Source organism: Nonomuraea sp. CA-141351 (assembly GCF_050944675.1).
Lineage (GTDB): Bacteria > Actinomycetota > Actinomycetes > Streptosporangiales > Streptosporangiaceae > Nonomuraea.
In genome coordinates, this window is sequence record NZ_CP191982.1 from 6,893,904 (window position 1) to 6,912,543 (window position 18,640).

General features: G+C 68.5%; 20 protein-coding genes and 1 pseudogene. 9 read left to right on the plus strand and 12 right to left on the minus strand.

Going from position 1 to position 18,640, the window contains the following annotated elements; genetic code table 11:
- Positions 1 to 11: 11 nt before the first annotated feature.
- Together ACQPWU_RS32690 and ACQPWU_RS32695 are read right to left on the minus strand one after the other, a co-directional pair.
- Positions 12 to 569: a hypothetical protein gene (locus ACQPWU_RS32690; RefSeq protein ID WP_433428508.1), complete on the minus strand. Its 558-nt coding sequence runs from the start codon at positions 567 to 569 to the stop codon at positions 12 to 14.
- 35 nt (positions 570 to 604) lie between these two features.
- Positions 605 to 1,252, minus strand: a complete 648-nt coding sequence (locus ACQPWU_RS32695) for a dihydrofolate reductase family protein (protein WP_433428510.1) — start codon at positions 1,250 to 1,252, stop codon at positions 605 to 607.
- A 454-nt stretch (positions 1,253 to 1,706) separates the two neighbouring features.
- On the opposite strand from ACQPWU_RS32695, the gene ACQPWU_RS32700 reads away from it, so the two are divergent.
- A complete protein-coding gene (locus ACQPWU_RS32700; protein WP_433428513.1) occupies positions 1,707 to 1,856 on the plus strand; it encodes a hypothetical protein in 150 nt (49 codons plus the stop codon).
- 11 nt (positions 1,857 to 1,867) lie between these two features.
- Here the strand turns inward: ACQPWU_RS32700 and ACQPWU_RS32705 are convergent, their stop codons facing one another.
- The gene (locus ACQPWU_RS32705) at positions 1,868 to 2,107 is read right to left on the minus strand and encodes a hypothetical protein (protein WP_433428515.1); all 240 of its coding nucleotides are present in this window, start codon (positions 2,105 to 2,107) and stop codon (positions 1,868 to 1,870) included.
- Positions 2,108 to 2,383: 276 nt separating this feature from the next.
- Between ACQPWU_RS32705 and ACQPWU_RS32710 the strand changes: the two genes are divergently transcribed.
- Both ACQPWU_RS32710 and ACQPWU_RS32715 read left to right on the plus strand, forming a co-directional pair.
- Positions 2,384 to 3,382, plus strand: a complete 999-nt coding sequence (locus ACQPWU_RS32710; RefSeq protein WP_433428518.1) for a helix-turn-helix domain-containing protein — start codon at positions 2,384 to 2,386, stop codon at positions 3,380 to 3,382.
- A 191-nt stretch (positions 3,383 to 3,573) separates the two neighbouring features.
- Positions 3,574 to 4,122 carry a fascin domain-containing protein gene (locus ACQPWU_RS32715; RefSeq protein WP_433428520.1) on the plus strand — a complete coding sequence of 183 codons (549 nt, stop codon included), beginning with the start codon at positions 3,574 to 3,576 and terminating at the stop codon, positions 4,120 to 4,122.
- Between the two features lie 114 nt (positions 4,123 to 4,236).
- Here ACQPWU_RS32715 and ACQPWU_RS32720 read toward each other — a convergent pair whose 3' ends face one another.
- Positions 4,237 to 5,049 (minus strand): TetR/AcrR family transcriptional regulator, encoded by an 813-nt coding sequence (locus ACQPWU_RS32720; RefSeq protein ID WP_433428523.1) that lies wholly within the window; start codon positions 5,047 to 5,049, stop codon positions 4,237 to 4,239.
- 117 nt (positions 5,050 to 5,166) lie between these two features.
- On the opposite strand from ACQPWU_RS32720, the gene ACQPWU_RS32725 reads away from it, so the two are divergent.
- The gene (locus ACQPWU_RS32725) at positions 5,167 to 5,598 is read left to right on the plus strand and encodes a nuclear transport factor 2 family protein (RefSeq protein ID WP_433428525.1); all 432 of its coding nucleotides are present in this window, start codon (positions 5,167 to 5,169) and stop codon (positions 5,596 to 5,598) included.
- A gap of 204 nt (positions 5,599 to 5,802) precedes the next feature.
- On the opposite strand, the gene ltrA is transcribed toward ACQPWU_RS32725, so the two are convergent.
- On the minus strand, positions 5,803 to 7,065 hold the full coding sequence (gene ltrA, locus ACQPWU_RS32730; RefSeq protein ID WP_433428528.1) for a group II intron reverse transcriptase/maturase: 1,263 nt from the start codon (positions 7,063 to 7,065) through the stop codon (positions 5,803 to 5,805).
- Between the two features lie 889 nt (positions 7,066 to 7,954).
- Between ltrA and ACQPWU_RS32735 the strand changes: the two are divergent.
- Positions 7,955 to 8,509: pseudogene (locus tag ACQPWU_RS32735) on the plus strand (MFS transporter); the annotation flags it as partial.
- Between the two features lie 78 nt (positions 8,510 to 8,587).
- On the opposite strand, the gene ACQPWU_RS32740 reads toward ACQPWU_RS32735, so the two are convergent.
- Entirely contained in the window at positions 8,588 to 8,728 is a 141-nt protein-coding gene (locus ACQPWU_RS32740) for a hypothetical protein (RefSeq protein WP_433428531.1), read from the minus strand.
- Between the two features lie 71 nt (positions 8,729 to 8,799).
- Positions 8,800 to 10,545, minus strand: a complete 1,746-nt coding sequence (gene polX / locus ACQPWU_RS32745; RefSeq protein ID WP_433428534.1) for a DNA polymerase/3'-5' exonuclease PolX — start codon at positions 10,543 to 10,545, stop codon at positions 8,800 to 8,802.
- 186 nt (positions 10,546 to 10,731) lie between these two features.
- Between polX and ACQPWU_RS32750 the strand changes: the two genes are divergently transcribed.
- The 3 genes from ACQPWU_RS32750 to ACQPWU_RS32760 are packed head-to-tail and all read left to right on the plus strand — an operon-like array spanning position 10,732 to position 13,171.
- Positions 10,732 to 11,919 carry an SRPBCC family protein gene (locus ACQPWU_RS32750; protein ID WP_433428536.1) on the plus strand — a complete coding sequence of 396 codons (1,188 nt, stop codon included), beginning with the start codon at positions 10,732 to 10,734 and terminating at the stop codon, positions 11,917 to 11,919.
- Between the two features lie 14 nt (positions 11,920 to 11,933).
- Complete coding sequence (locus tag ACQPWU_RS32755) at positions 11,934 to 12,197, plus strand: hypothetical protein (protein ID WP_433428538.1); 264 nt, start codon at positions 11,934 to 11,936, stop codon at positions 12,195 to 12,197.
- Positions 12,194 to 13,171, plus strand: a complete 978-nt coding sequence (locus tag ACQPWU_RS32760; RefSeq protein ID WP_433428541.1) for a ribose-phosphate diphosphokinase — start codon at positions 12,194 to 12,196, stop codon at positions 13,169 to 13,171. The genes ACQPWU_RS32755 and ACQPWU_RS32760 overlap by 4 nt, the downstream gene beginning before the upstream one ends.
- Before the next feature lie 25 nt (positions 13,172 to 13,196).
- Here ACQPWU_RS32760 and ACQPWU_RS32765 read toward each other — a convergent pair whose 3' ends face one another.
- Positions 13,197 to 14,015, minus strand: a complete 819-nt coding sequence (locus ACQPWU_RS32765; protein ID WP_433428543.1) for an MOSC domain-containing protein — start codon at positions 14,013 to 14,015, stop codon at positions 13,197 to 13,199.
- A gap of 67 nt (positions 14,016 to 14,082) precedes the next feature.
- Positions 14,083 to 14,673 (minus strand): TetR/AcrR family transcriptional regulator, encoded by a 591-nt coding sequence (locus tag ACQPWU_RS32770; RefSeq protein WP_433428546.1) that lies wholly within the window; start codon positions 14,671 to 14,673, stop codon positions 14,083 to 14,085.
- Between the two features lie 99 nt (positions 14,674 to 14,772).
- Between ACQPWU_RS32770 and ACQPWU_RS32775 the strand changes: the two genes are divergently transcribed.
- Positions 14,773 to 15,873, plus strand: a complete 1,101-nt coding sequence (locus tag ACQPWU_RS32775) for an FAD-dependent monooxygenase (protein ID WP_433428549.1) — start codon at positions 14,773 to 14,775, stop codon at positions 15,871 to 15,873.
- 20 nt (positions 15,874 to 15,893) lie between these two features.
- On the opposite strand, the gene ACQPWU_RS32780 is transcribed toward ACQPWU_RS32775, so the two are convergent.
- From ACQPWU_RS32780 to ACQPWU_RS32790, 3 genes are all read right to left on the minus strand, one after another.
- Entirely contained in the window at positions 15,894 to 16,760 is an 867-nt protein-coding gene (locus ACQPWU_RS32780) for an aldo/keto reductase (RefSeq protein ID WP_433428552.1), read from the minus strand.
- A gap of 68 nt (positions 16,761 to 16,828) precedes the next feature.
- On the minus strand, positions 16,829 to 17,749 hold the full coding sequence (locus ACQPWU_RS32785; RefSeq protein ID WP_433428555.1) for an alpha/beta fold hydrolase: 921 nt from the start codon (positions 17,747 to 17,749) through the stop codon (positions 16,829 to 16,831).
- 24 nt (positions 17,750 to 17,773) lie between these two features.
- Positions 17,774 to 18,631, minus strand: a complete 858-nt coding sequence (locus ACQPWU_RS32790) for a TIGR03619 family F420-dependent LLM class oxidoreductase (RefSeq protein WP_433428558.1) — start codon at positions 18,629 to 18,631, stop codon at positions 17,774 to 17,776.
- Between the last annotated feature and the right edge of the window lie 9 nt (positions 18,632 to 18,640).

An 18,640-nucleotide genomic window follows, 5' to 3' on the forward strand; every position in this document is an offset into this window, starting at 1 on the left:
GCAGGGTTCCCTCATTCGCCGCCTGCCGGATTGTCCCAGCCGGAGACGAACCATCGGACAGCTCCGGTGGCTGGATCGTACAACCGCCGGTTGATGGTGCCGATGTTGCCTCCGTAGACGTGTATGCCGACGGTGGGCTCGTCGCCGACGGCCTCGACGGCGTGGACGTCGTCGTCGGTCGTACAGCACACGGTGACCTGCCCGCGTTCCCACACCTGCTCACCGGCAGGCGTCAGGGCTCTGCCCGGCTCAGACGCCACGGGCTTGACGTAGCGGATCTCGTGTTCGGCTCCCGCGTAGATTCCGACGACGCCCCCGGTCTCGTGTCCGTGCACGGGTGTGCGTTGACCTACGTTCCAGACGACCGACGCCAGGCACCAGCTGTCGTCGGGGGCGATGTAGAGCGGGTAATTCACGTGGCGCTCGTTCGACGGCCGGATGACCTCCGGGGGAAGCCGGTAGTCGCTGGCCAGCAGATCGGACAACAGTGCCGCGACCTGCTTCGTGATCTCGTATTCGTCGTCGATGCTGCTGACCAACGACGCCACGTCCTTGATGAAGGTGTCCAAGGTCTCCACTCCCCTACGGTTCGTCGCGTTCGCGGTCATCGGCTCTTAGCGGTGAATGTCAGGTGAGTGACGCCACTGGGCGTGGAGACCGCCTCGATGTGGTAGGCGTCCTCCAGCGACTCCAGGCCGTCCCAGAGCCGGACACCGCGGCCGAGCAGGATCGGGACCTGGACAACGTGCATGTGATCGACCAGCCCCTCAGTGAGGAAGTCGCGTATGACGGAGGCTCCGCCGCCGAGGCGCACGTCCAGGTCGCCGGCCGCCTCGCGGGCCACCTTGAGCGCCTCAGTGGGTGAGGCGTCCAGGAAGTGGTACGTGGTGCCGCCGGCCATCTCGATGGAGGGTCGTGGCCTGTGGGTGAGCACGAAGACCGGCGTGTGGAACGGCGGGTTGGGGCCCCACGCGCCCTTGTAGTCGGGGTCGTCCTGCCAACCAGGGGGGCCGAACTTGCCGGCGCCCATGATCTCGGCGCTGATACCGGGACCGTGCAGCACGGCGAACGCGTGGTCGGCGCCGCCACTGCCGCCCTGGCCGCCGACCATCTCATGCCAAAACCGGGTGGCGAACATCCACTCGTGCAGGCGCTCGCCGGCGTGACCGAACGGCGCGTTGGCGGCCTGACCAGCACCGGTGGCGAAGCCATCGAGCGAGATTGAGAAGTTGTGAACTCGTAGATCGGACATCAGAGTGCTCCTCCGAAGGTGAGCTTCCTGGTGACACATCGGAGCGGCGAGGATCTTTGCCACGCCACCCCATTCGACGAACTCAACTCTCTGCACCAGTGGCCCCATATAAGAACAGTGGGAGACTTCTATGTCCGAAAACACGGGACGCTTGTCCGGCGCGAACGTTTGTCGCCTGACACGGGCACCGTCATGATCGCCCTGGCCAGCACGGTGATTGATCCAGCTCACCCCGGTAGCTGACCAGCTAGGAGACAGCATCAAGAAGGGCGGAGGGCGTCGTCGGCGGCCGACCGTGCGGTGTACAGCGCTCGTTCCGTATCCCCCGCATTATCTGACTCCACCACAATCGCCACCGGGTGGCTGGGCCGGTCATGAGGAGAGGTTCTGGACCCGCCGCAGTGGGCGGCCGATGGGCGGCGACGGCGATCAGCGCGGCGGCCAGAGCTAGGGCTTGGGCATCCTCAGTGGGCGCGTCGCCGAGTGGGATCTGGTCGCCCTGGTGATAGAGCACGACGGCGCCGCCGGGGTGCCGGGTGACCGCCTCGATGGCGGCTTCAGGCAGTACGACGCCGCTGACCCCGTCGCCGAGATCGCGGGCTAGGTCCGTCGGCGTCAGCAGGGCCAGGCCGGTGGCGACCTGCGCGGCGACCAGTTGGGAACGCGTCTGCTGCAGGTCCTCCGGGTGAGCTGGAGCCGAGTCTCAGCGGCCGCCGCCGCGGTGTTGACCTCGGCCTGGGCCCGCCGTGCCTGGTCGGCCTGCTCGCGGAGCCGGTCGCGTTCGTCGTCCAAGCGGCGCCGCCCGGCGGTGAGTTCCGCGCGCACTGCCCGGGTCTCGGCGTCGGCGCGCGCCACCCACCGCCTTGGTGTCGTGGGAGTGGATGCCCTTCGGCTTCCTGGTGGCGATTGTGCGGGCGAACGCGCCAGGCATGATGATGTCGCCGGCACCGTCCTCGATCCCCGTGATCGCGACCAGGCAGCGGATCGTCCCCACGGGATCGTCCGCTGAGGCGGCGACCGGCGAGACCGCCACCGACTTGTGTTCGAGCTGCACCTGGTCTCTCTCCCGGTTTACGACCCGGGGAGAGTGCCCTAAACCGGCGTTGACGTCGCCTGGAGGAAAGAGCGCTGATGAGCGAGAACAGCAACACGGCAATACGAGAGTTAGGTGCCGCCCTGCGCACTTGGCGGCTGGCGCAAGGGCTCTCGCTGCGGGCGCTGGCTCACCAAGTCGGATTAAGTGGACACGGGACGCTCATCGACTACGAGCACGGTCGGCGCATCCCGCCGCGGGATCTGCTTGTGGCCTGTGAGCGGGTACTGAACGTTCCCGACGGGGAGCTGCTCAAGTTGCGTGCCGCGGCGTTGTCCGAGCGCGCCGACCGTCACGCGGCTGTGCTACTCGAGGATCCCTCAGACCGTGCCCCAACCACCGCAGCCTCTTCGGCCGAGAACTCGGCTGTGATCTCTTCGGACGTGGTCGTGGCACGCGCCGATATGCCGGAGGACACGACCGAGAACGGTAGTCAGAGACGGTGGCGCATCACCTCTCCTTCCACGATCGCTTTGAGTGCGCTGGTGCTAACCGCGGTGGCGTCGGTGATTGCCGCCCTCTTGTCGCCCACCGGCCAGGGCAGTGCGGGAGCAGCGAATACTCGCACCAGCCCTCCGGCCAGAACGGTCCGGATCGGTTTCGAACGTCAGGGCCAGCGCCTGGCGGTGTTCTGGGGTTCCCAAGTGGCCAAGGCCGAAGTGACCAGCGCCTTGGCACGCGATGGAAGATGCTCATTCATGGTCACGATATCCGGGGCATCCGCGTCGAAAGGGTACTCGGCCATCGGAACTACACACGGGCTGACCGAGCTGCATCCAGGAATGGCGGTGACCGTATGGGTGTGGGCACCGGGTGCCCAGCACGGCGGTGTCAGATTCTTCGCGATGAACTCGGCTTCCAAGCCGGTGTGGGCTCCGGAAAATCCCGACACCGAAATACCGCTGCCGATCCATCCTGGGTGGACGCCTCTGACGTGGACTGTCCCCCCGGTGGACCATCTGCATGCCATAGGTATGCAGTTCTACGCCGAATCCGACGCCCCCATGTCAATCGCCATCGACTCCATCACGTGGTGATACATCGGCTTGCTGGTGATGACAGTTTCAGCGGTACGAGTTTGGTCCACGAATGGTCCACAGGCGACCGACCACGGCCTTCCGGGACGCAAGATTCTCGATGTGCCAACCACCTCGCCGGGTGGCTGCTTGCCGAGGATCCCGACCGTCTCGCTTCTGCCGTCCGGCCACCCGCTACGAAGGAGAATTCCGTGCCCAAACGATCATTCATTGCCTTTCCTGTCGCTGCCGTCGTCGCCGCGACTGGACTGGTGTCCATGTCCCCCTCCCAGGCGAACGCGGATACCTGCCTGAACACGACGATAATCTCCGACGTCAACAACATGTTCGTCTCCGCCGAACTTAACCAGACCGGCACGTTGTACGGCATGCTCCGAGCGCGGGCGACGTCCGTGGGCCCATGGGAACGGTTCCGTATTTGTGAGTCCGATGGCCTGGCGGGCAGCACCACGTGGACGATCCAATCCCTCGCGAACGGAAAATATGTCTCGGCCGAACTAAACTATGAAGGCCATTACTCCGGCCTGCTACGCGCCCGCGCCGACAGTCCCGGGCCGTGGGAAAAGTTCCGGTTCAGCGGCGATCCCTTCACACTGCGCCAGTCATCGATGGTGTCGCTGGGAAACGGCAGATACGTCACCACCGAAGTCAATGAGACCGGCAGCAGCTACGCGATGCTGCGAGCACGCGCGAGCAGCGTTGGGGCATGGGAGCGCTACCGGACCTGCTCCACCTGCTGAACCCACTGCCGGTCGGCCGATCTGCCCATCACTCGGTATAGTCACTCGCCGATGCGTGCCAGCGTGGGGCGTACGGCTCTGTCGACCATCAGCTCCTCGCGGCGTGCGCGTACGTCAGCGCCCGGTGGTGCGGCGACGGTGCGCCTTCTGGCGGCATGCGGGGCCGCAGAACCAGGCCGGCCGCCCGGTGCGGGAGGGCCGGAGGTGCCGTCCGCACTGCCGGCAGCGCGGACGGTCCTCCTCTCCGGATCCGTTGGCACCGTCCCTTTCGTCACCGCTGTCGGCGCCCGTCGCCGAGTTTCGTGACAGTTCTGCAGGGGCTTTCGTTACGGGCGGCAGAGAGGGGCGCCCGTCCGCCGGAGCGGGACGCAGCCCGTCGAGGACGATCGCCGTCGCCCGGCCGGGCGCGCCGTTTCGCCCACCCTCCATGGTCAGGCAACCGCTTAGGAGCGTCCGTACGTCGGCCGCGTCGACGTCCGACCGTACTGCGCCGGCGCGCTGGGCCCGGTCGAGCAGTGTGCCGAGGGCGACCGCGTACTCCTCCCGGGCCGGCGCGGCGAGGCGCAGGTCCACCCCGGCGGACAGGGCGTCGCACAGGGCCTTGTTCAGCGCGGCTCGTTCGACCGTGAGGCGGACCGCCTCGAAGAACGCCTCGGCGGGATCAGGGGAGGCGGTCAGGGCGTTGACCTCCTCGGTGAGCTGTTGCAGGCGCTCCAGCACCACCGCCTCGAACAAAGCCTCCTTGCTCGGGAAATGCCGGTAGACCGTTCCGGCTCCCACTCCGGCGCGCCGCGCGATCTCGTCCAGCGGCACCTCGAGGCCGAGCTCCGCGAAGGCACGCTGCGCCGCCTCCAGCACGCGGCTCCGGTTGCGCCGCGCGTCCGCCCGCGCGGGCGCGACGCCGTCGCGGACGACCTCGTCGGACATGTGCTCCTCCTAGGCCTGCGTTGACAAACGGGGCGATCGTTCCGTAACGTCCAAACCGGGTGGATCGTTCCGATTCTATCCACGGCCTGCACGGCCATCTTCCCCTCAAGGAGTTCCATGAGCACGAGCACCCCTTCACCCCGCGAGGTCGTCGACCGTTTCCTGCGCGTCTCAGCCGCCAATGCCTGGGACGACCTCGCCGACCTGTACGCCCCCGACGCAGTGATCGAGATCCCCTTCGCGCCCGAGGACATCCCAGCCCGATCGCAGGGGCGGGAGATCTTCCGTGCCCGATTCAAGGCAGCCGCTGGGCTGCGGCGGTTCGAGAAGGCCGACCCGGTCGTCATCCACGAGACGCGCGACCCGGAGGTCGTCATCGTGGAGTACGACCTCCACGGATCCATGACGAGGTCTGGTCGGCCCTTCGTCTTCTCCTACGTCATGGTGATGCGGATCAGGAACGGGCTGATCGTCCACTCGCGCGACTACGCCAACCCTCTGGCAGGGGCTGAGTTCCGCGACGAGCTGGCCGAAGCGATCAGGCAGTGACCCGGTGGATCTTCGCCGGGGACGCATCCCGTCTCGCGAAGCGCGTCAATGCTCCCGCGGCAAGCACCGAGGCGCTGTTACTTCTCCGTTAGCCTGGGAAACGATCACGCCGCTCTCGGTCGGGTAGCCGGGAGGGATCTCACCTCCCGGCTCCCACAGATCCGTACGTAAACCTCTCGGTTTATACGGCTCTTGTCACCCTGGTCACCAGACGGCGGGCATGGTGGTGATCCAGCGCCAGTGCGCGAACAGCCTCGGGTACTGCTTGGTGACCCTCAGCCACGCCTGGTGGGCCTTCTTCCTCGCCCGCAGCCGTTTGTACTTCGAGCGGACCCAGCGCATCAGATAGGCGTTGATGCGCGTCAGGAGCCGATACAGCTTCGATCGGTAAAACCGGCCGTAGTACCGCATCCAACCCGCCACGATCGGGTTGATCGCCTTGGCGAGTTCTTGCTCAGTGAGGGTGACCCGCTGGTGCAGCCGCCATGCACGGACGACGGCGGCGAGCCTTTTGAGGGCGTCATTGCTGATCGCAGGAAGGAAGCTGAGAAACCGCCTCCCGTACTTGTCCTGCGCCTGCCTTGGCTGGAACGTGAACCCCAGGAACGTGAACGCGACGTGTTCGTACGAGCCACGCCGTGATTGGTCCTTGCAGTACACGATCCGGGTTTTGTCGGGATGCAGTCGTAGCCCGACTTCCTCCATCCTGTTCGCAAGCGCTGCCAGAACCTTGCGGGCCTGGTCCTCGCTGACGCAGTGCACAACCGCATCGTCGGCATAACGTTCGAACTCGACCTGCGGGTAGCGGCGCATCAGCCAGGTGTCGAACGCGTAATGCATGAACAGGTTCGCCAGAACAGGTGAGACCGCCGACCCCTGGGGAGTCCCTCGGTCCCTCAACTGCACAGTGCCGTCGGGCAGTTGCAGCGGGGCTTGAAGCCACCGCTGGACATACAACTTCACCCACACGGCGTCGGTGTGAGTCTCCACGGCCTTGACGACGAGGTCCCACCGGACGCTGTCGAAGAACTTCTGGATGTCGAGGTCGATCACCCAATCCCGCTTCCAACAACGCCGCCGGCAGCGCTCCACCGCATCAAGGGCCGATTTCCCGGGCCGGTAGCCGTAGGAGTCCTCATGGAACACAGGATCCACGCGAATTCCCAGATGCCTGGCCACCACGGTCTGGGCAACCCGGTCAGCGACCGTGGGAATGCCGAGCATTCTCATGCCGCCACCGTGCTGTTTCGGAATCTCCACCGCACGCACCGGAGGAGGAAAGTACGTCCCCGACGACATCCGATTCCAGATCTTGTACAGATTGTTCTGCAGATCAGCCTCGAAGTCATCGATGGACTGCCCATCCACCCCCGGCGCACCCTTATTCGCCTTCACCTCACACCAAGACTCCCAGACCTCCTGCTTCGAGATATCGAACGGCTTGCCTTGTGCTTTCAGCTCGTCCACCCAGCTCCTCCCGGATATCCCGGTTGACTGACCGAACAACAGCCACGGATGACCCGGCCCCTTCGCTCCGCCCCCATTGCAGGTGCCTCACCGCTACTACGAACCGGTCCGCCAGCGCCCCCCGCGACGGTACTCAAGGCCCTACAGGGCACACCTGACTCGGGCACTCCCTCTCGCCACCCAGGTGGGTGATCGGTGTCGGGGCACGCCTTCTCACGTTCCACGCGGGAGCAGCAGACCGGACTCGCGTCGCCTCCATGCCGGGCACCGCCTGGCCAATAAACGGGCACCCGCCAGACTTATCCCGGATCCGCTTCCACGCCCCGGTTTCGATGCCATCTGTAGATTTTCGACACGTCAGCAGCGATTCGCTTGCGCTCGCCTTTCCGGTCCCCACCTGACGCCTCGCAGGCGCCTTTTCCTCGATCGCTCACCACGACGGTCTTCAGCCAACGCAGCACGAGGCGGTTTGGAATCTCCCCCCGCAGGGCGACTCCGAAGGGCCATGACCTTCATCTCCCACGCAGCATTGCAATCAGGGTTGTCTGCCTACATAACACTCCTCCTGCATTCGTGACACACGGAAGCGATCTTCCAAGCCCTCATCGCTTCCCGGGCCAGACCTACAGCACCGGGCCGGTCAGTGGCCACCCCGTCGAACTGACGACAGCTGAACAGGCGAGCTCACCAGTCCGGGACCCCTACAGGGCCGGGGCGCGGCCGGGGCGATCGCCGCCGCAGGTCTCCTTCGTCGGCCCACGCCATCGAGCCCGGGAGATGCAGATAACCTGTCAGGCATGTTCCACGGGAGCCCACTTGCCGTGCATGCCTGACGCCTTCTCGGACCCTGGATAACATCCCTCCACGGCTTCCGGCCTGAACGGGCTGCGTGTCCAGCTACGCGCGTTCCGCTCCTTGCAGGTCTGGCGGCCACCGCGCTCGGTTAACGGCGGGATGTTCGGCGCGTTCAGCTACATCGCCTACACCTTCACCCGGATCACCGGCTTCACCAGCGCCGAAAGTCGCCTGGCTGCTCGTCGTGCACGGCAGCGGCCTGGTGATCGGGAACATGGCCGGCGGGCGGGCCGCGGACGGTAACCGGGACCGCACGCTGATCGTCTCCCTGGCCGGCCTCGCCGTTACGCTCACCGCGTTCGGGCTGCTGGTCAGTAGTCCCGTCGCATCGGTGGTCCTGGTCTTCCTGCTGGGCTTGTTCGGGTTCGCCGGCGTCCCCGGCATGATCACCCGCGTCACCGATTACGCGAACGGGGTCCCGCTCGCTGCCAGCGCCAACGTGTCGGCCTCCAACGTCGGGAACGCGCTGGGGGCCTGGCTCGGCGGCCTGGCCATCAGCGCCGGCCTCGGCTACACCGCTCCGCTGTACGTCGGCGCCGCCATCGTCCTGGCCGGACCCGCTGTGATGACGATCAGCGCGCGACGAGCACCGGGCCAGGCTTCGGATATCGGCGACGTCAGGCCTCGGGTCGAGTACGTGGCGGCTGACGCGGCCCCGGAGGGGCGGTCAGTCTTCCGGACGGCCCTCGTCGGCCTGGTGAACACGGGTCCAGGTGGCACCGCACCCGCAGCGGTACTCCTCGATCAGGTCTCCGTCCTCGGTGACGGCCAGGCCGTGGTTGACGCGGACGTGGACGTGATTGCTCATGGGGCCTTCCTTCGCGGATCGGGCGCCGCGGGACGTCAGCTGAGGACGTTTGCGCAGCTCACAGCGTACCGTCAGCGGCCTCTGCCTGCCCCCGTGAACGCCTTCTCCTTCCGCAGGAAGGTGGTGAGCCGCTCCAGCGGCCAGGTGTTGATCACGTCCGCGGCGGTGAGCCAGCCGCGCTGGGCCGTGCCGATGCCGTACCGGAGGTTGGCCAGGTGGCCGACCGCGTGGGAGTCGCTGTCGACGGCGAACTTCACGCCGTACCGCCGGGCCCGCCGGATGAGCTCGGCGGCCAGGTCGAGACGGTCGGGGAAGGCGTTGATCTCCAGCGCGGTGCCTGAGCGCGCACACGCCTGGAAGACCTGGTCCCAGTCGGCGTCGATCGGCGGGCGGCGGCCGATCAGGCGGGCGCTGGGATGGCCGATGATGTTGACGCATGGGTGCTCCGCGGCGCGGACCAGCCGCCTTGTCGTCTCGTCCTGGGGCAGGTCGAAGTGGGAGTGCACCGAGGCGACGCACACGTCGAAGCCGGCCAGCACGTCGGGCGGCCAGTCCACGTCGCCGTCCGGGTCGATGTTCAGTTCGATGCCGTGCAGCAGCCTGAGCCCGCCCGTGCCGTCCAGCTCGCGGACGCGCTCGCGTTGCGCGACGGCTTTGTCCAGGGTCATCTGCTGCATGTAGAGCTTGGGCCCGTGGTCGGTGACGGCGTAGTACGCGTACCCGCGCTCGGCCGCGGCGGCGAGCATCTCCTCCAGCGAGGCGTGGCCGTCGGTGAGCGTGGTGTGGGTGTGCAGGTCGCCGCGTACGTCTTCTTCGGTGACCAGATCGGGCAGCTCTCCGGCCAGGGCTGCCTCGATCTCGCCGATGTCCTCGCGCAGCGTCGGCGGGATCCACGGCAGGCCGAGCCGCTGGTAGACCTCCTCCTCGGTCTTGGAGACGATCAGCTCATCGGTGACGGCGTCGAACAGGCCGTACTCCGACAGCTTGAGCTTGCGGTGGACGGCGATCTCGCGGGTGCGGATGTTGTGCGCCTTGGCGCCGGTGAAGTACTGCATGGCCGCGCCCCACGCGTCCGGCGGCACCACGCGCAGGTCCACCTGCAGCCCCTCGCTGGTCCTGACCGAGGTCTTCGTGTCGCCGTGCACGATCACCTCGATCACCTGAGGGAGATCGACGAAGGCGGACATGAGCACCTTCGGCCGGTTGGAGGTGGCAAGGATGTCGATGTCGCCGATGGTGTCCTTCATGCGGCGCAGCGAGCCGGCGTACCCGCAGCGATGGCAGCCCCCCACCGCCCTGAGCGCCGTCACGATGTCCTCGGCCAGCGGCATGGCCACGCCGAGATGGACCCGCTCACCGGCGTCGCGCAGCAGGGCGATGCCGTGCAGCAGGTTCTCCTCGGTCTTGGCGCCGAAACCCGGCAGGCCGTGCAGGGCGCCGGCGTGGATCGCCGCCTCCAGGCTCTCCGGGGAGTCCACGCCCAGGCGCTGGTGCAGCGCCATCGCCCGCTTGGGCCCCAGCGCGGGGATGCGGGTCAGCGCGCGGACCCCCGCGGGGATGCGGCCGCGGAGCTCCTCGAGCTGCGTCAAGGTGCCGGAGCGCAGATATTCGGCCACCTTCTTGGCGATCGACTCCCCCACATTCGGGATCTGCCGCAGCTCGCCGGCGTCGTAGCCGGCGATGTCCGCCACGTGGGCGCCGATGGAGCGGGCCGCCTTCTGGTAGACGCGGATCTTGAAGTCCTCACCGCCGGTGATGGCCAGCAGGTCGGCATACTCCTCCAGCATGGCGGCCACGTCGTCGTTGGTGCGTGCCATGTCGCGTCGTCGCCTCCCTCCCTGACTCCCCTATCCCGAAATCTCGGCAACTATCGGATTCTGACCTGCGCATCCGGCTGCCCGGATTACCCCGGACAGGGCATCGCCAAACCCCGTCGCCGAGCTGTTAGCGGCTCATGGCCTGGGGTAGCCGCGCTGGTAGGCGAGGAAGGGGGTGCGGAGATCATGCGCACGCGCCGGAACGACTCTGAAACACCGGTACAGGCAGACAGTCCGCAGGCCAGGATCGTGGCCGTGGCCGGCGTCGGCGCCGCTGTGGGCGTCGCCGTGGAGTACCTGTTCGATCCCGACCGCGGCCGAAGTCGCCGGGCGAAGGTACGTGACCAGGCCTCGCACGCCACGCATGAGCTGACCTACGGACTCGGCCGGCTGAGCCGCGATCTGAGGAACCGGTCGCGTGGCGTCGCCGCGGGGACCCGCTTCCGGCTGGCCGGCCGCTCCGCGGACGATCGGATCCTGTACGAGCGCGTACGGGCCCAGATCGGCCGCTACCTGGCCCATCCGCATGCGGTGGAAGTGAAGGTCGAGGAGGGAGTGGCGCGGCTGGACGGCGACGTGCTCAGCGGCGAGGACCGGCGCGCGGTGCGGGGGGTTCGCCGCATCCCCGGGATCAAGTCCGTCGACGCCAGGTGGCGCGTCCACCGCGACGCGTCGGAGGTGCCGCGGTTCCAGGGCACGTCCCGCGTCCGGTCGCCCGTCCCTGAGCTGTTCCAGCAGCACTGGGCTCCGTCGGCCCGTTTCCTGGCCGGCACGGGCGCCGCCGCCCTGTGGATCTTCGCCCGCCGGTTCCCGCGAGCCATCTCCTGGCCGCTGCGTGGCGCGGGGCTCGTGCTCGGCGCCCGCGCCGCCACCAACCTGCCGCTGCGCCGGCTGACGGGCATCAACGCCGGCCGCCGCGCCGTCGACGTGACCCGCGCCGTCTCGATCGCGGCGCCTCCTGAGCGCATCTGGCCACTGGTGAGCGATTACTCCATCTTCGCGAGGATCATGCCCGACGTCCGCGAGGTCCGGCGATCCCCCGATGGCAGGCGGTCGCACTGGGAGATCCGCGGCCCCATAGGGCGGGCGGTCCGCTTCGACGCCGTGGAGACTGGCCGGCAGGAGGGCAGCCACATCACGTGGAAGTCCCTCGAGGGCCAGCTGATCGCCCACACCGGGGAGGTGCGGCTGGCGCCCGAGCAAGGCGGCAAGACACGGGTGCAGGTGCAGCTGACCTACAACCCCGTGGCGGGCGCCGCGGGCCACGCGATCGCCCGGCTGCTGGGTGCCGACCCGGGAACCAGGCTCAAGGATGACCTGCTGCGGCTGAAGTCGTACATCGAGGAACAGAAACAGCCCGCGATGAGCGGGTAACCAGCGAGGGGGACATGTCTCCGGGTGGACGCGCCGGGCACTGGTGGCCCGGCAGGCGTTCGCGCACAGAGACGCCGACGGCGAGCGAGACTCCGGCCGAGGCGGTGCACATCATGCTGGGCTCGATCGCGCTGATCATCGCGGCCGGGCTGGTGGTCCTGAGCCTGTCCGCCGGGATTCCCGTGCTCACGGCGGCCATCGGCGTCGTGATCGCGCTCATCGTGACGGACATCATGCTCGCCCACCACCGTTCCCGGCGATCCGGGGAGGGGTCGTGACAGGAATCAAGCAAGCCGGAGAGAAGAAGCTGATGCTCTTCTCCGGCCGCGCGTACCCCGAGCTCGCCCACGCGGTCGCCAAGGAACTGCGGACCGAGATCACCCCGACCGTGCTGCGCGATTTCGCCAACGGCGAGATCTATGTCCGGTTCGCCGAGTCCGTTCGCGGCTCGGACGCGTTCGTGATCCAGTGCCACGCGAGCCCGATCAACTCCCGGATCATGGAGCAGCTCATCATGGTCGACGCGCTCAAGCGCGCCTCCGCGCGGCGCATCACCGTGGTGACACCGTTCTTCGGGTACGCCCGCCAGGACAAGAAGCACGGCGGCCGCGAGCCGATCTCGGCCCGGCTGATGGCGGACCTGTTCGCCACCGCCGGGGCCGACAGGCTCATGACCGTCGATCTGCACACGGCACAGATCCAGGGGTTCTTCGACGGCCCCGTCGACCACCTGCACGCGCTTCCCTTGCTCGCCGAGCACGTCACCCGGCACGTGGACACGGAGCGGCTGACCGTGGTGGCGCCGGACGCGGGCCGGGTCCGCGTGGCGGAGAAGTGGACCGACCGGCTCGGCTGCCCGCTGGCGATCATCCACAAGCGCCGGAACGCCGAACGGCCCAACGAGGTGAGCGTGCACGAGGTGGTCGGCGAGGTGGCGGGGCGCACCTGCGTGATCATCGATGACATGATCGACACCGGCGGCACCGTGGTACGGGCCACCGAGGCGCTCACCAGCCGGGGCGCCACCCAGGTCATCGCGGCCGCCACCCACGGGGTGCTCTCCGGCGACGCGGTCGAGCGGCTGGAGAAAGCCGACCTGGCCCAGCTCGTCATCACCGACACGCTGCCCACTCCGGAGCGTTTTCCCTCCGGCAAGCTGGTCGTGCTGTCCATCGCTCCGTTGCTGGCCCGCGCCATCGGCGAGGTGTTCCGGGAGGGCTCGGTGACCAGCCTGTTCGAGGGCGAGAGCTGACCGCCGGCGCCGCATGTTTCGCCGCTCAGCGGGCGGTGACCGGATCCCCCACCCGGATCCGGCCGGGCTCGCGGGGCACCAGGCGGACCCCGAACCAGGTCTTGCCGTCCCACTTGCGGTGCCTGGCCAGCGTTCGCAGCGGTTCCTTGCCCTTCACCTGGGTCTCCGGATCGATCGTGGTCACCGCGCAACGGTCGCAGAGCTCTGAGACGCGGAAGGGAACCGTACCGATCCGGACCTCGCGCCAGCCGTCCTCCGCGAACGCCTCCGCACCCTCGACGATCACATTGGGACGGAACCGCAACCGCGACAACCGCCCGGGCGCATCCTCACCTCGCGTGGCCGCCTCCTCGGCCAGCCACCCGTCCAGGACACCTGCGGACGACTCCGAAACGAGCAGGAGCGGCGCGTCCCACGCGAAACTCACCACCTCGCCCGGCAATCCGCCATGCGCCGGATCGATCGACCTCCGCCCGGGGTCGTCCAGCCAGACCAGCCTGGCCGGGCGTCCCAGCAGCTCGGTGAACCAGGCGTGCGCCGCCCCATCGGCGAGCACCGCCTTGTCCAGCCCGGAGAAGCCGACCGGCGTCGCCTCGCCGGTGGCGGGCGGCACGGTCACCTGCTCCATCTCTCGTGCCGTGAGCCGCAGGCCACCCCCGGGAGTGGGGTGCGCGGTGACGGAAGCCAGGCGCGGGAACTCGCCCAGCCACAGGTTGTCACCGTGCTCGTCGACGACCGCCCACCGCCGGTCCCCGTCCAGGCCCCAAGGGTGGACGGTCGCCTCCGACAGCGAGTGACTTCCTCCCGATTTGAGCGGATAAATCAGGATTCGATCAAGAATCATGGCCGCAGCTTATTCGGTTCAGTAGCCGGCGCAAGGGTCTGGTGAAATCACGGCCCCATCTCTCGAATCAGGCGCCGGGCGCACCGAACTGGGACGCCAGCGTGCGCAGGCCCGCCAGGACCTCCGCCCCCGTCGGGGAGTGTTCCGGGTCGTTGAGCCATTGCGCCATCACCCCCAGCAGCAGCGCGAGGTGCACCGAGCCGACAGTGCGCACCTCGCGCTCGGGTATGTCCGCCTCGTCCCCGCCCACCAGGTGGGCGGCCATGCCGCGGCGGCCCTCGCGCTGCCCGGCGACGAGCTGGTCACGCAGCTCCGGCGAGTGCTCGGCCTGCACCATGGCCTCCAGGTTGGCCAGCCACAGCGTACGGTGCTCGCCGATCGAGGCGATGAGCTGCTCCCAGAGCGCCTCGAAGCGCTCGGCGGGTGCGGCACCCGACGAGTCCACGGCCGCCATCGCCGCCCCGATCTCCTCGCCCCACTCCCGCATCGCCTCCACCAGCGCCGCGTTGAGCAGCGCCTCGCGCGAGCCGAAGTGGTAGCCGATCGCGGCCATGCTGACCCCGGCCGCCGCCGAGATGTCGCGGACGGTCGTGCGCGCCCACCCCTTCTCCTCCAGGCAGCGCCGCGCCCCGGCCAGCAGATCCTCACGGTTTCCCATGGCGGGCAAGCGTAGCACGTACGCATGAGACAGACGTCTTGCGCGTACGCGCAAATCTGTCGTACGGTGACGGCCTCGACCTACGGAAGGGAAACCCCCATGCGGATCCTGATCTCCGGCGGCAGCGTCGCCGGCCCCGCCCTGGCCTACTGGCTGCACCGCCACGGCCACCGGCCGACGATCGTGGAGCGGGCGCCCGCCATGCGCGGCGGCGGCGCCGCCATCGACTTCCGTGGCTCCGCCCTGCAGGTGCTGGAGCGGATGGGCCTGCTGGAGGAGATGCGCCGGCACGAGACCGGGATGACCGGGATGACGCTGGTCGACGACGCCGGCGCCGCCCTGGCCGAGCTGCCGGCCACCGCCATCTCCGGTGACCTGGAGGTGCTCAAGTCCGACGTGACGGCCATCCTGTACGAGGCCACCCGCGACACCACCGAGTACCTGTTCGACGACACGATCACCGCGCTCGACCAGGACGACTCCGCCGTCCGCGTGGCCTTCGAGCGCAACGAGCCCCGTACCTTCGACCTGGTGATCGGCGCGGACGGACTGCACTCGACCGTGCGCAGGCTCGCCTTCGGCCCCGAGTCCCGCTATGTCCGTCACCTGGGCATCTACGGCGCGCTGTTCACCGTTCCCAACATCCTCGGCCTCGACCGCACGGGCCTGATGCACAACACCACCGGCCGCAACGCGCTGGCCTTCCCCGCCCGCGGCAACACAGAGCTACGGGTCGGCCTGTCGTTCGGGGCCGACCACCTGGACTACGACCGGCGCGACCGCCGGCAGCAGGAGGAGCTGGTGGTCAAGCACTTCGCGGGCGCGGGCTGGGAGGTGCCCCGGCTGCTCGAGGCGATGCACGAGGCCGAGGACTTCTTCTTCGACTCCTCCGGCCAAGTGGTGATGGACTCCTGGTCGACCGGCCGGATCGCGCTGCTGGGCGACGCCGCCTACTGTGCCGCCCCCACCTCCGGCCGCGGCACCTCCCAGGCGCTGATCGGCGCGTACGTGCTGGCGGGCGAGCTGGCCGAGGCCCCCGGCCACGCCACCGCCTTCGCCGCGTACGAGCGGCGGCTACGCGACTACGTCGAACGCAACCAGCTGCACGGCCGGACCGCCGCCCGCTGGTTCCTCCAGCCGCCCACCGAGCCCCCGGCGGAGGTGGCCGAGGACGTGGTGCCGCTCAAGCACTACGCATGACCTCGACCCGCACCGCCGGGTCAGCCGAGGCGCGCCAGTTCCTCCTCGCTGAGTTCCAGGCCGACGGCCGCGACGGAGTCGAGGATGGTCTCCGGGCGGCTGGCGCCTGGAATGGGGATCACCACAGGGCTGCGGGCCAGTTCCCAGGCGAGGCAGACCTGCTGCGGAGACACGCCGCGCGCCTCGGCGATCTCGGTGAAGGCCGCGTTCTGCTGACTCAGCTCCCCGGCACGGCCGACGCCGCCCAGCGGAGACCAGGGGAGAAAGGCGAGGCCGAGCTCGGCGCAGACGTCGATCTCGGGCTCGCTGGTGCGGAAGCGCGGGGAGTACTCGTTCTGGACGCTGACCAGGCGGTGGCCGAGGATGTCGTGGGCGAGCCTGATCTGGGCCGGGTTGGCGTTCGAGATGCCGGCCATCTGGATCTTGCCGGCGTCGTGCAGGTCCTTGAGCGCGCCCATGGTCTCCTCGTAGGGCACCCGCGGGTCGGGCCGGTGGTGCTGGTAGAGGCCGATGCTGTCCACGCCGAGGGCCTTCAGGGAACGGTCGCAGGCCTGCTTGAGGTACGAGGGGCGGCCGTCGAGGTCCCAGCCGGAGGGCGTACGGGTGTGTCCGCCCTTGGTCGCGACGAGCACCGTGTCGGCGTCGCCGGCCCACAGCGCCAGGGCGCGTGCCACCAGGCGCTCGTTGTGACCGACGTCGTCGTGCGAGGGCGTGTAGGCGTCGGCCGAGTCGATCAGGGTCACGCCGGCGTCCAGGGCCGCGAGAATCGTACGGATCGACTGGGTTTCGTCGGGCATGTGCCCGGCCACCGACATGGGCATGGCACCGAGCCCGATGGCTCCCACCTGGCGGTTTCCGATGGCGCGCGTTGTCAGGACGTTGTGCATGAGAACACCCTGCCTGCTGGAGCGCACTCCAGGTCAAATGCCCCGTACGATCGGCTCCGGCCACCGTGTCAGGCGAAGAATCGCGTCAGATGCTTGACGACCGTGTCCGGTTGTTCCTCGGGGATGTAGTGGCCGCTGCCGGGCACTTCGACCACCTCGACGTCGGTCCCCTTGCCGGTGAGCACCTGCCGCAGCAGCCGATAGCCTCCCTCCCCGCCTCCCAGGGCCAGGATCGGCGCGGTCACCGGACCGTACGTCTTCTCGTCGGCGATGTCCTGCCCGAAGGCCCGGTACCAGGCGTTGCCGGCCCGGATCGCGTCCGCGGTGGAGTACGCGTGAGCGTAGATGTCCCGGTCGCGGTCGCTGACAGCGCTGGGATCTTCGATCAAGTAGTCGCACATCCAGTCGATCAGATGGCGTGACCGGCCTGCGAGCAGCCGTTCGGGCAGGCCGGGAACCTGGTTGAACGCGAACCACCACAGGAAACGCCCCGGACCCGCGTGGATGTCGCCGTCGATCTGCTGGCGCCCGGGGCGCGGCAGCAGGGAGTGGCCGTAGAAACGGTCGTCAGGGTGAGCGATGTCCAGCAGCGCGATCCGCCGCGTACTCGCGGGATGGTTCGCCGCGAAGGCGTAGGCGACCATTCCGCCGATGTCGTGCCCGGCTATGTTGACGGCGTCATGGCCGAGATGGCGCATCAACGCGTGGATGTCGCCCGCCATGGTCTTCTTGTCATAGCCGGAGGCGGGCTTGTCCGAGCCGCCCATCCCCCGCAGATCAACCGCGATCACCCGGAAACGCTCCGCCAGCGGCGGCATGATCTTGTGGAACTCCCACCAGGTCTGCGGCCACCCGCCCAGCAGGACCAGCGGCTCACCCCGGCCGCCGGCCACATGGTGCAGGCGGATCCCGTTGACGTCGGCATGGCTGCTGACGAACCCGCCCTCCAGCGAACGTGCCAGCTCCACGTCAGATACTGCGTGCGACATGAGACCTCCGAAGCGCGGATCGTACTACTGGGGCAGGCCGAATCTCTTGGCGAACGCGGACAGTTCCTCGCGCTGCTGGTCCGGCTCGGTGGCGGCGGTGTTGACGACGACGCGGGTGACCCCTTGGGCGGCGAACTCCTCGATCCGTTCGACGGGCATGTCGATGGAGGCGAAGCGGGTGTATTCCAGCGCGTCCGGGTCGCGGCCGGCCTCCGTCGCGCCTGAGCGAGCGAGCTCCCACTGAACGGCCCGCTCCCGCGCGTCCAGCGCGCCGCCGGGGAAGTAGCCGTCGCCGCGCCTGCCGGCCCGGCGCGCGGCCGCCCGGCTCGATCCTCCGATGTGGATGGGCAGCTGTGCGATCTGGTAGGGCTTGGGGAAGCTGACCAGGTTCTCGAAGGAGAAGAACTCTCCGTCGAAGCTGACGCCCTCCTCGCCACCGCCCCACAGCAGGCGCAGCACGTCGATCGCCTCGTCGGCGCGGCGGCCGCGGGTGGCGAAGTCGACCCCCATCGCCCGGGCCTCGCCGGGCAGGGCGCCCAGCCCTGCGGTCAGCAGCCGCATCCTGCCCCTGGACAGCACGTCGATGGTGGCCAGGCGCTTGGCGAGGATCACCGGATGGTGGTACGGCAACAGCAGCACGCCGGTGCCGAGGAGGATCCGTTCCGTGGCCGCGGCGACGAAGCTCAGGCAGTCGAGCGGATCGACGTAGGGCAGCGTGGGCGGCAACTCGTACGGCCCCACCGCGGCGCCTGGATACAGCACGATGTGCTCGGGCAGGTAGAGCGACTCGAAGCCGCATTCCTCCGCGAGCCGGGCGAAGGCCACGATCTTGTCGGGGTCGACCCCGAAATGGGGCGTGCTGTAGCTGACGCCGAACTTCATCCGCTGTTT

Coding starts and splice junctions, on each gene's coding strand:
- ACQPWU_RS32695 (WP_433428510.1), bottom strand. CDS start 1,252: ATGTCCGATCTACGAGTTCACAACTTCTCAATCTCGCTCGATGGCTTC.
- ACQPWU_RS32710 (WP_433428518.1), top strand. CDS start 2,384: ATGAGCGAGAACAGCAACACGGCAATACGAGAGTTAGGTGCCGCCCTG.
- ACQPWU_RS32720 (WP_433428523.1), bottom strand. CDS start 5,049: ATGTCCGACGAGGTCGTCCGCGACGGCGTCGCGCCCGCGCGGGCGGAC.
- ACQPWU_RS32725 (WP_433428525.1), top strand. CDS start 5,167: ATGAGCACGAGCACCCCTTCACCCCGCGAGGTCGTCGACCGTTTCCTG.
- ACQPWU_RS32740 (WP_433428531.1), bottom strand. CDS start 8,728: ATGAGCAATCACGTCCACGTCCGCGTCAACCACGGCCTGGCCGTCACC.
- polX (WP_433428534.1), bottom strand. CDS start 10,545: ATGGCACGCACCAACGACGACGTGGCCGCCATGCTGGAGGAGTATGCC.
- ACQPWU_RS32750 (WP_433428536.1), top strand. CDS start 10,732: ATGCGCACGCGCCGGAACGACTCTGAAACACCGGTACAGGCAGACAGT.
- ACQPWU_RS32755 (WP_433428538.1), top strand. CDS start 11,934: ATGTCTCCGGGTGGACGCGCCGGGCACTGGTGGCCCGGCAGGCGTTCG.
- ACQPWU_RS32765 (WP_433428543.1), bottom strand. CDS start 14,015: ATGATTCTTGATCGAATCCTGATTTATCCGCTCAAATCGGGAGGAAGT.
- ACQPWU_RS32770 (WP_433428546.1), bottom strand. CDS start 14,673: ATGGGAAACCGTGAGGATCTGCTGGCCGGGGCGCGGCGCTGCCTGGAG.
- ACQPWU_RS32775 (WP_433428549.1), top strand. CDS start 14,773: ATGCGGATCCTGATCTCCGGCGGCAGCGTCGCCGGCCCCGCCCTGGCC.
- ACQPWU_RS32780 (WP_433428552.1), bottom strand. CDS start 16,760: ATGCACAACGTCCTGACAACGCGCGCCATCGGAAACCGCCAGGTGGGA.
- ACQPWU_RS32785 (WP_433428555.1), bottom strand. CDS start 17,749: ATGTCGCACGCAGTATCTGACGTGGAGCTGGCACGTTCGCTGGAGGGC.
- ACQPWU_RS32790 (WP_433428558.1), bottom strand. CDS start 18,631: ATGAAGTTCGGCGTCAGCTACAGCACGCCCCATTTCGGGGTCGACCCC.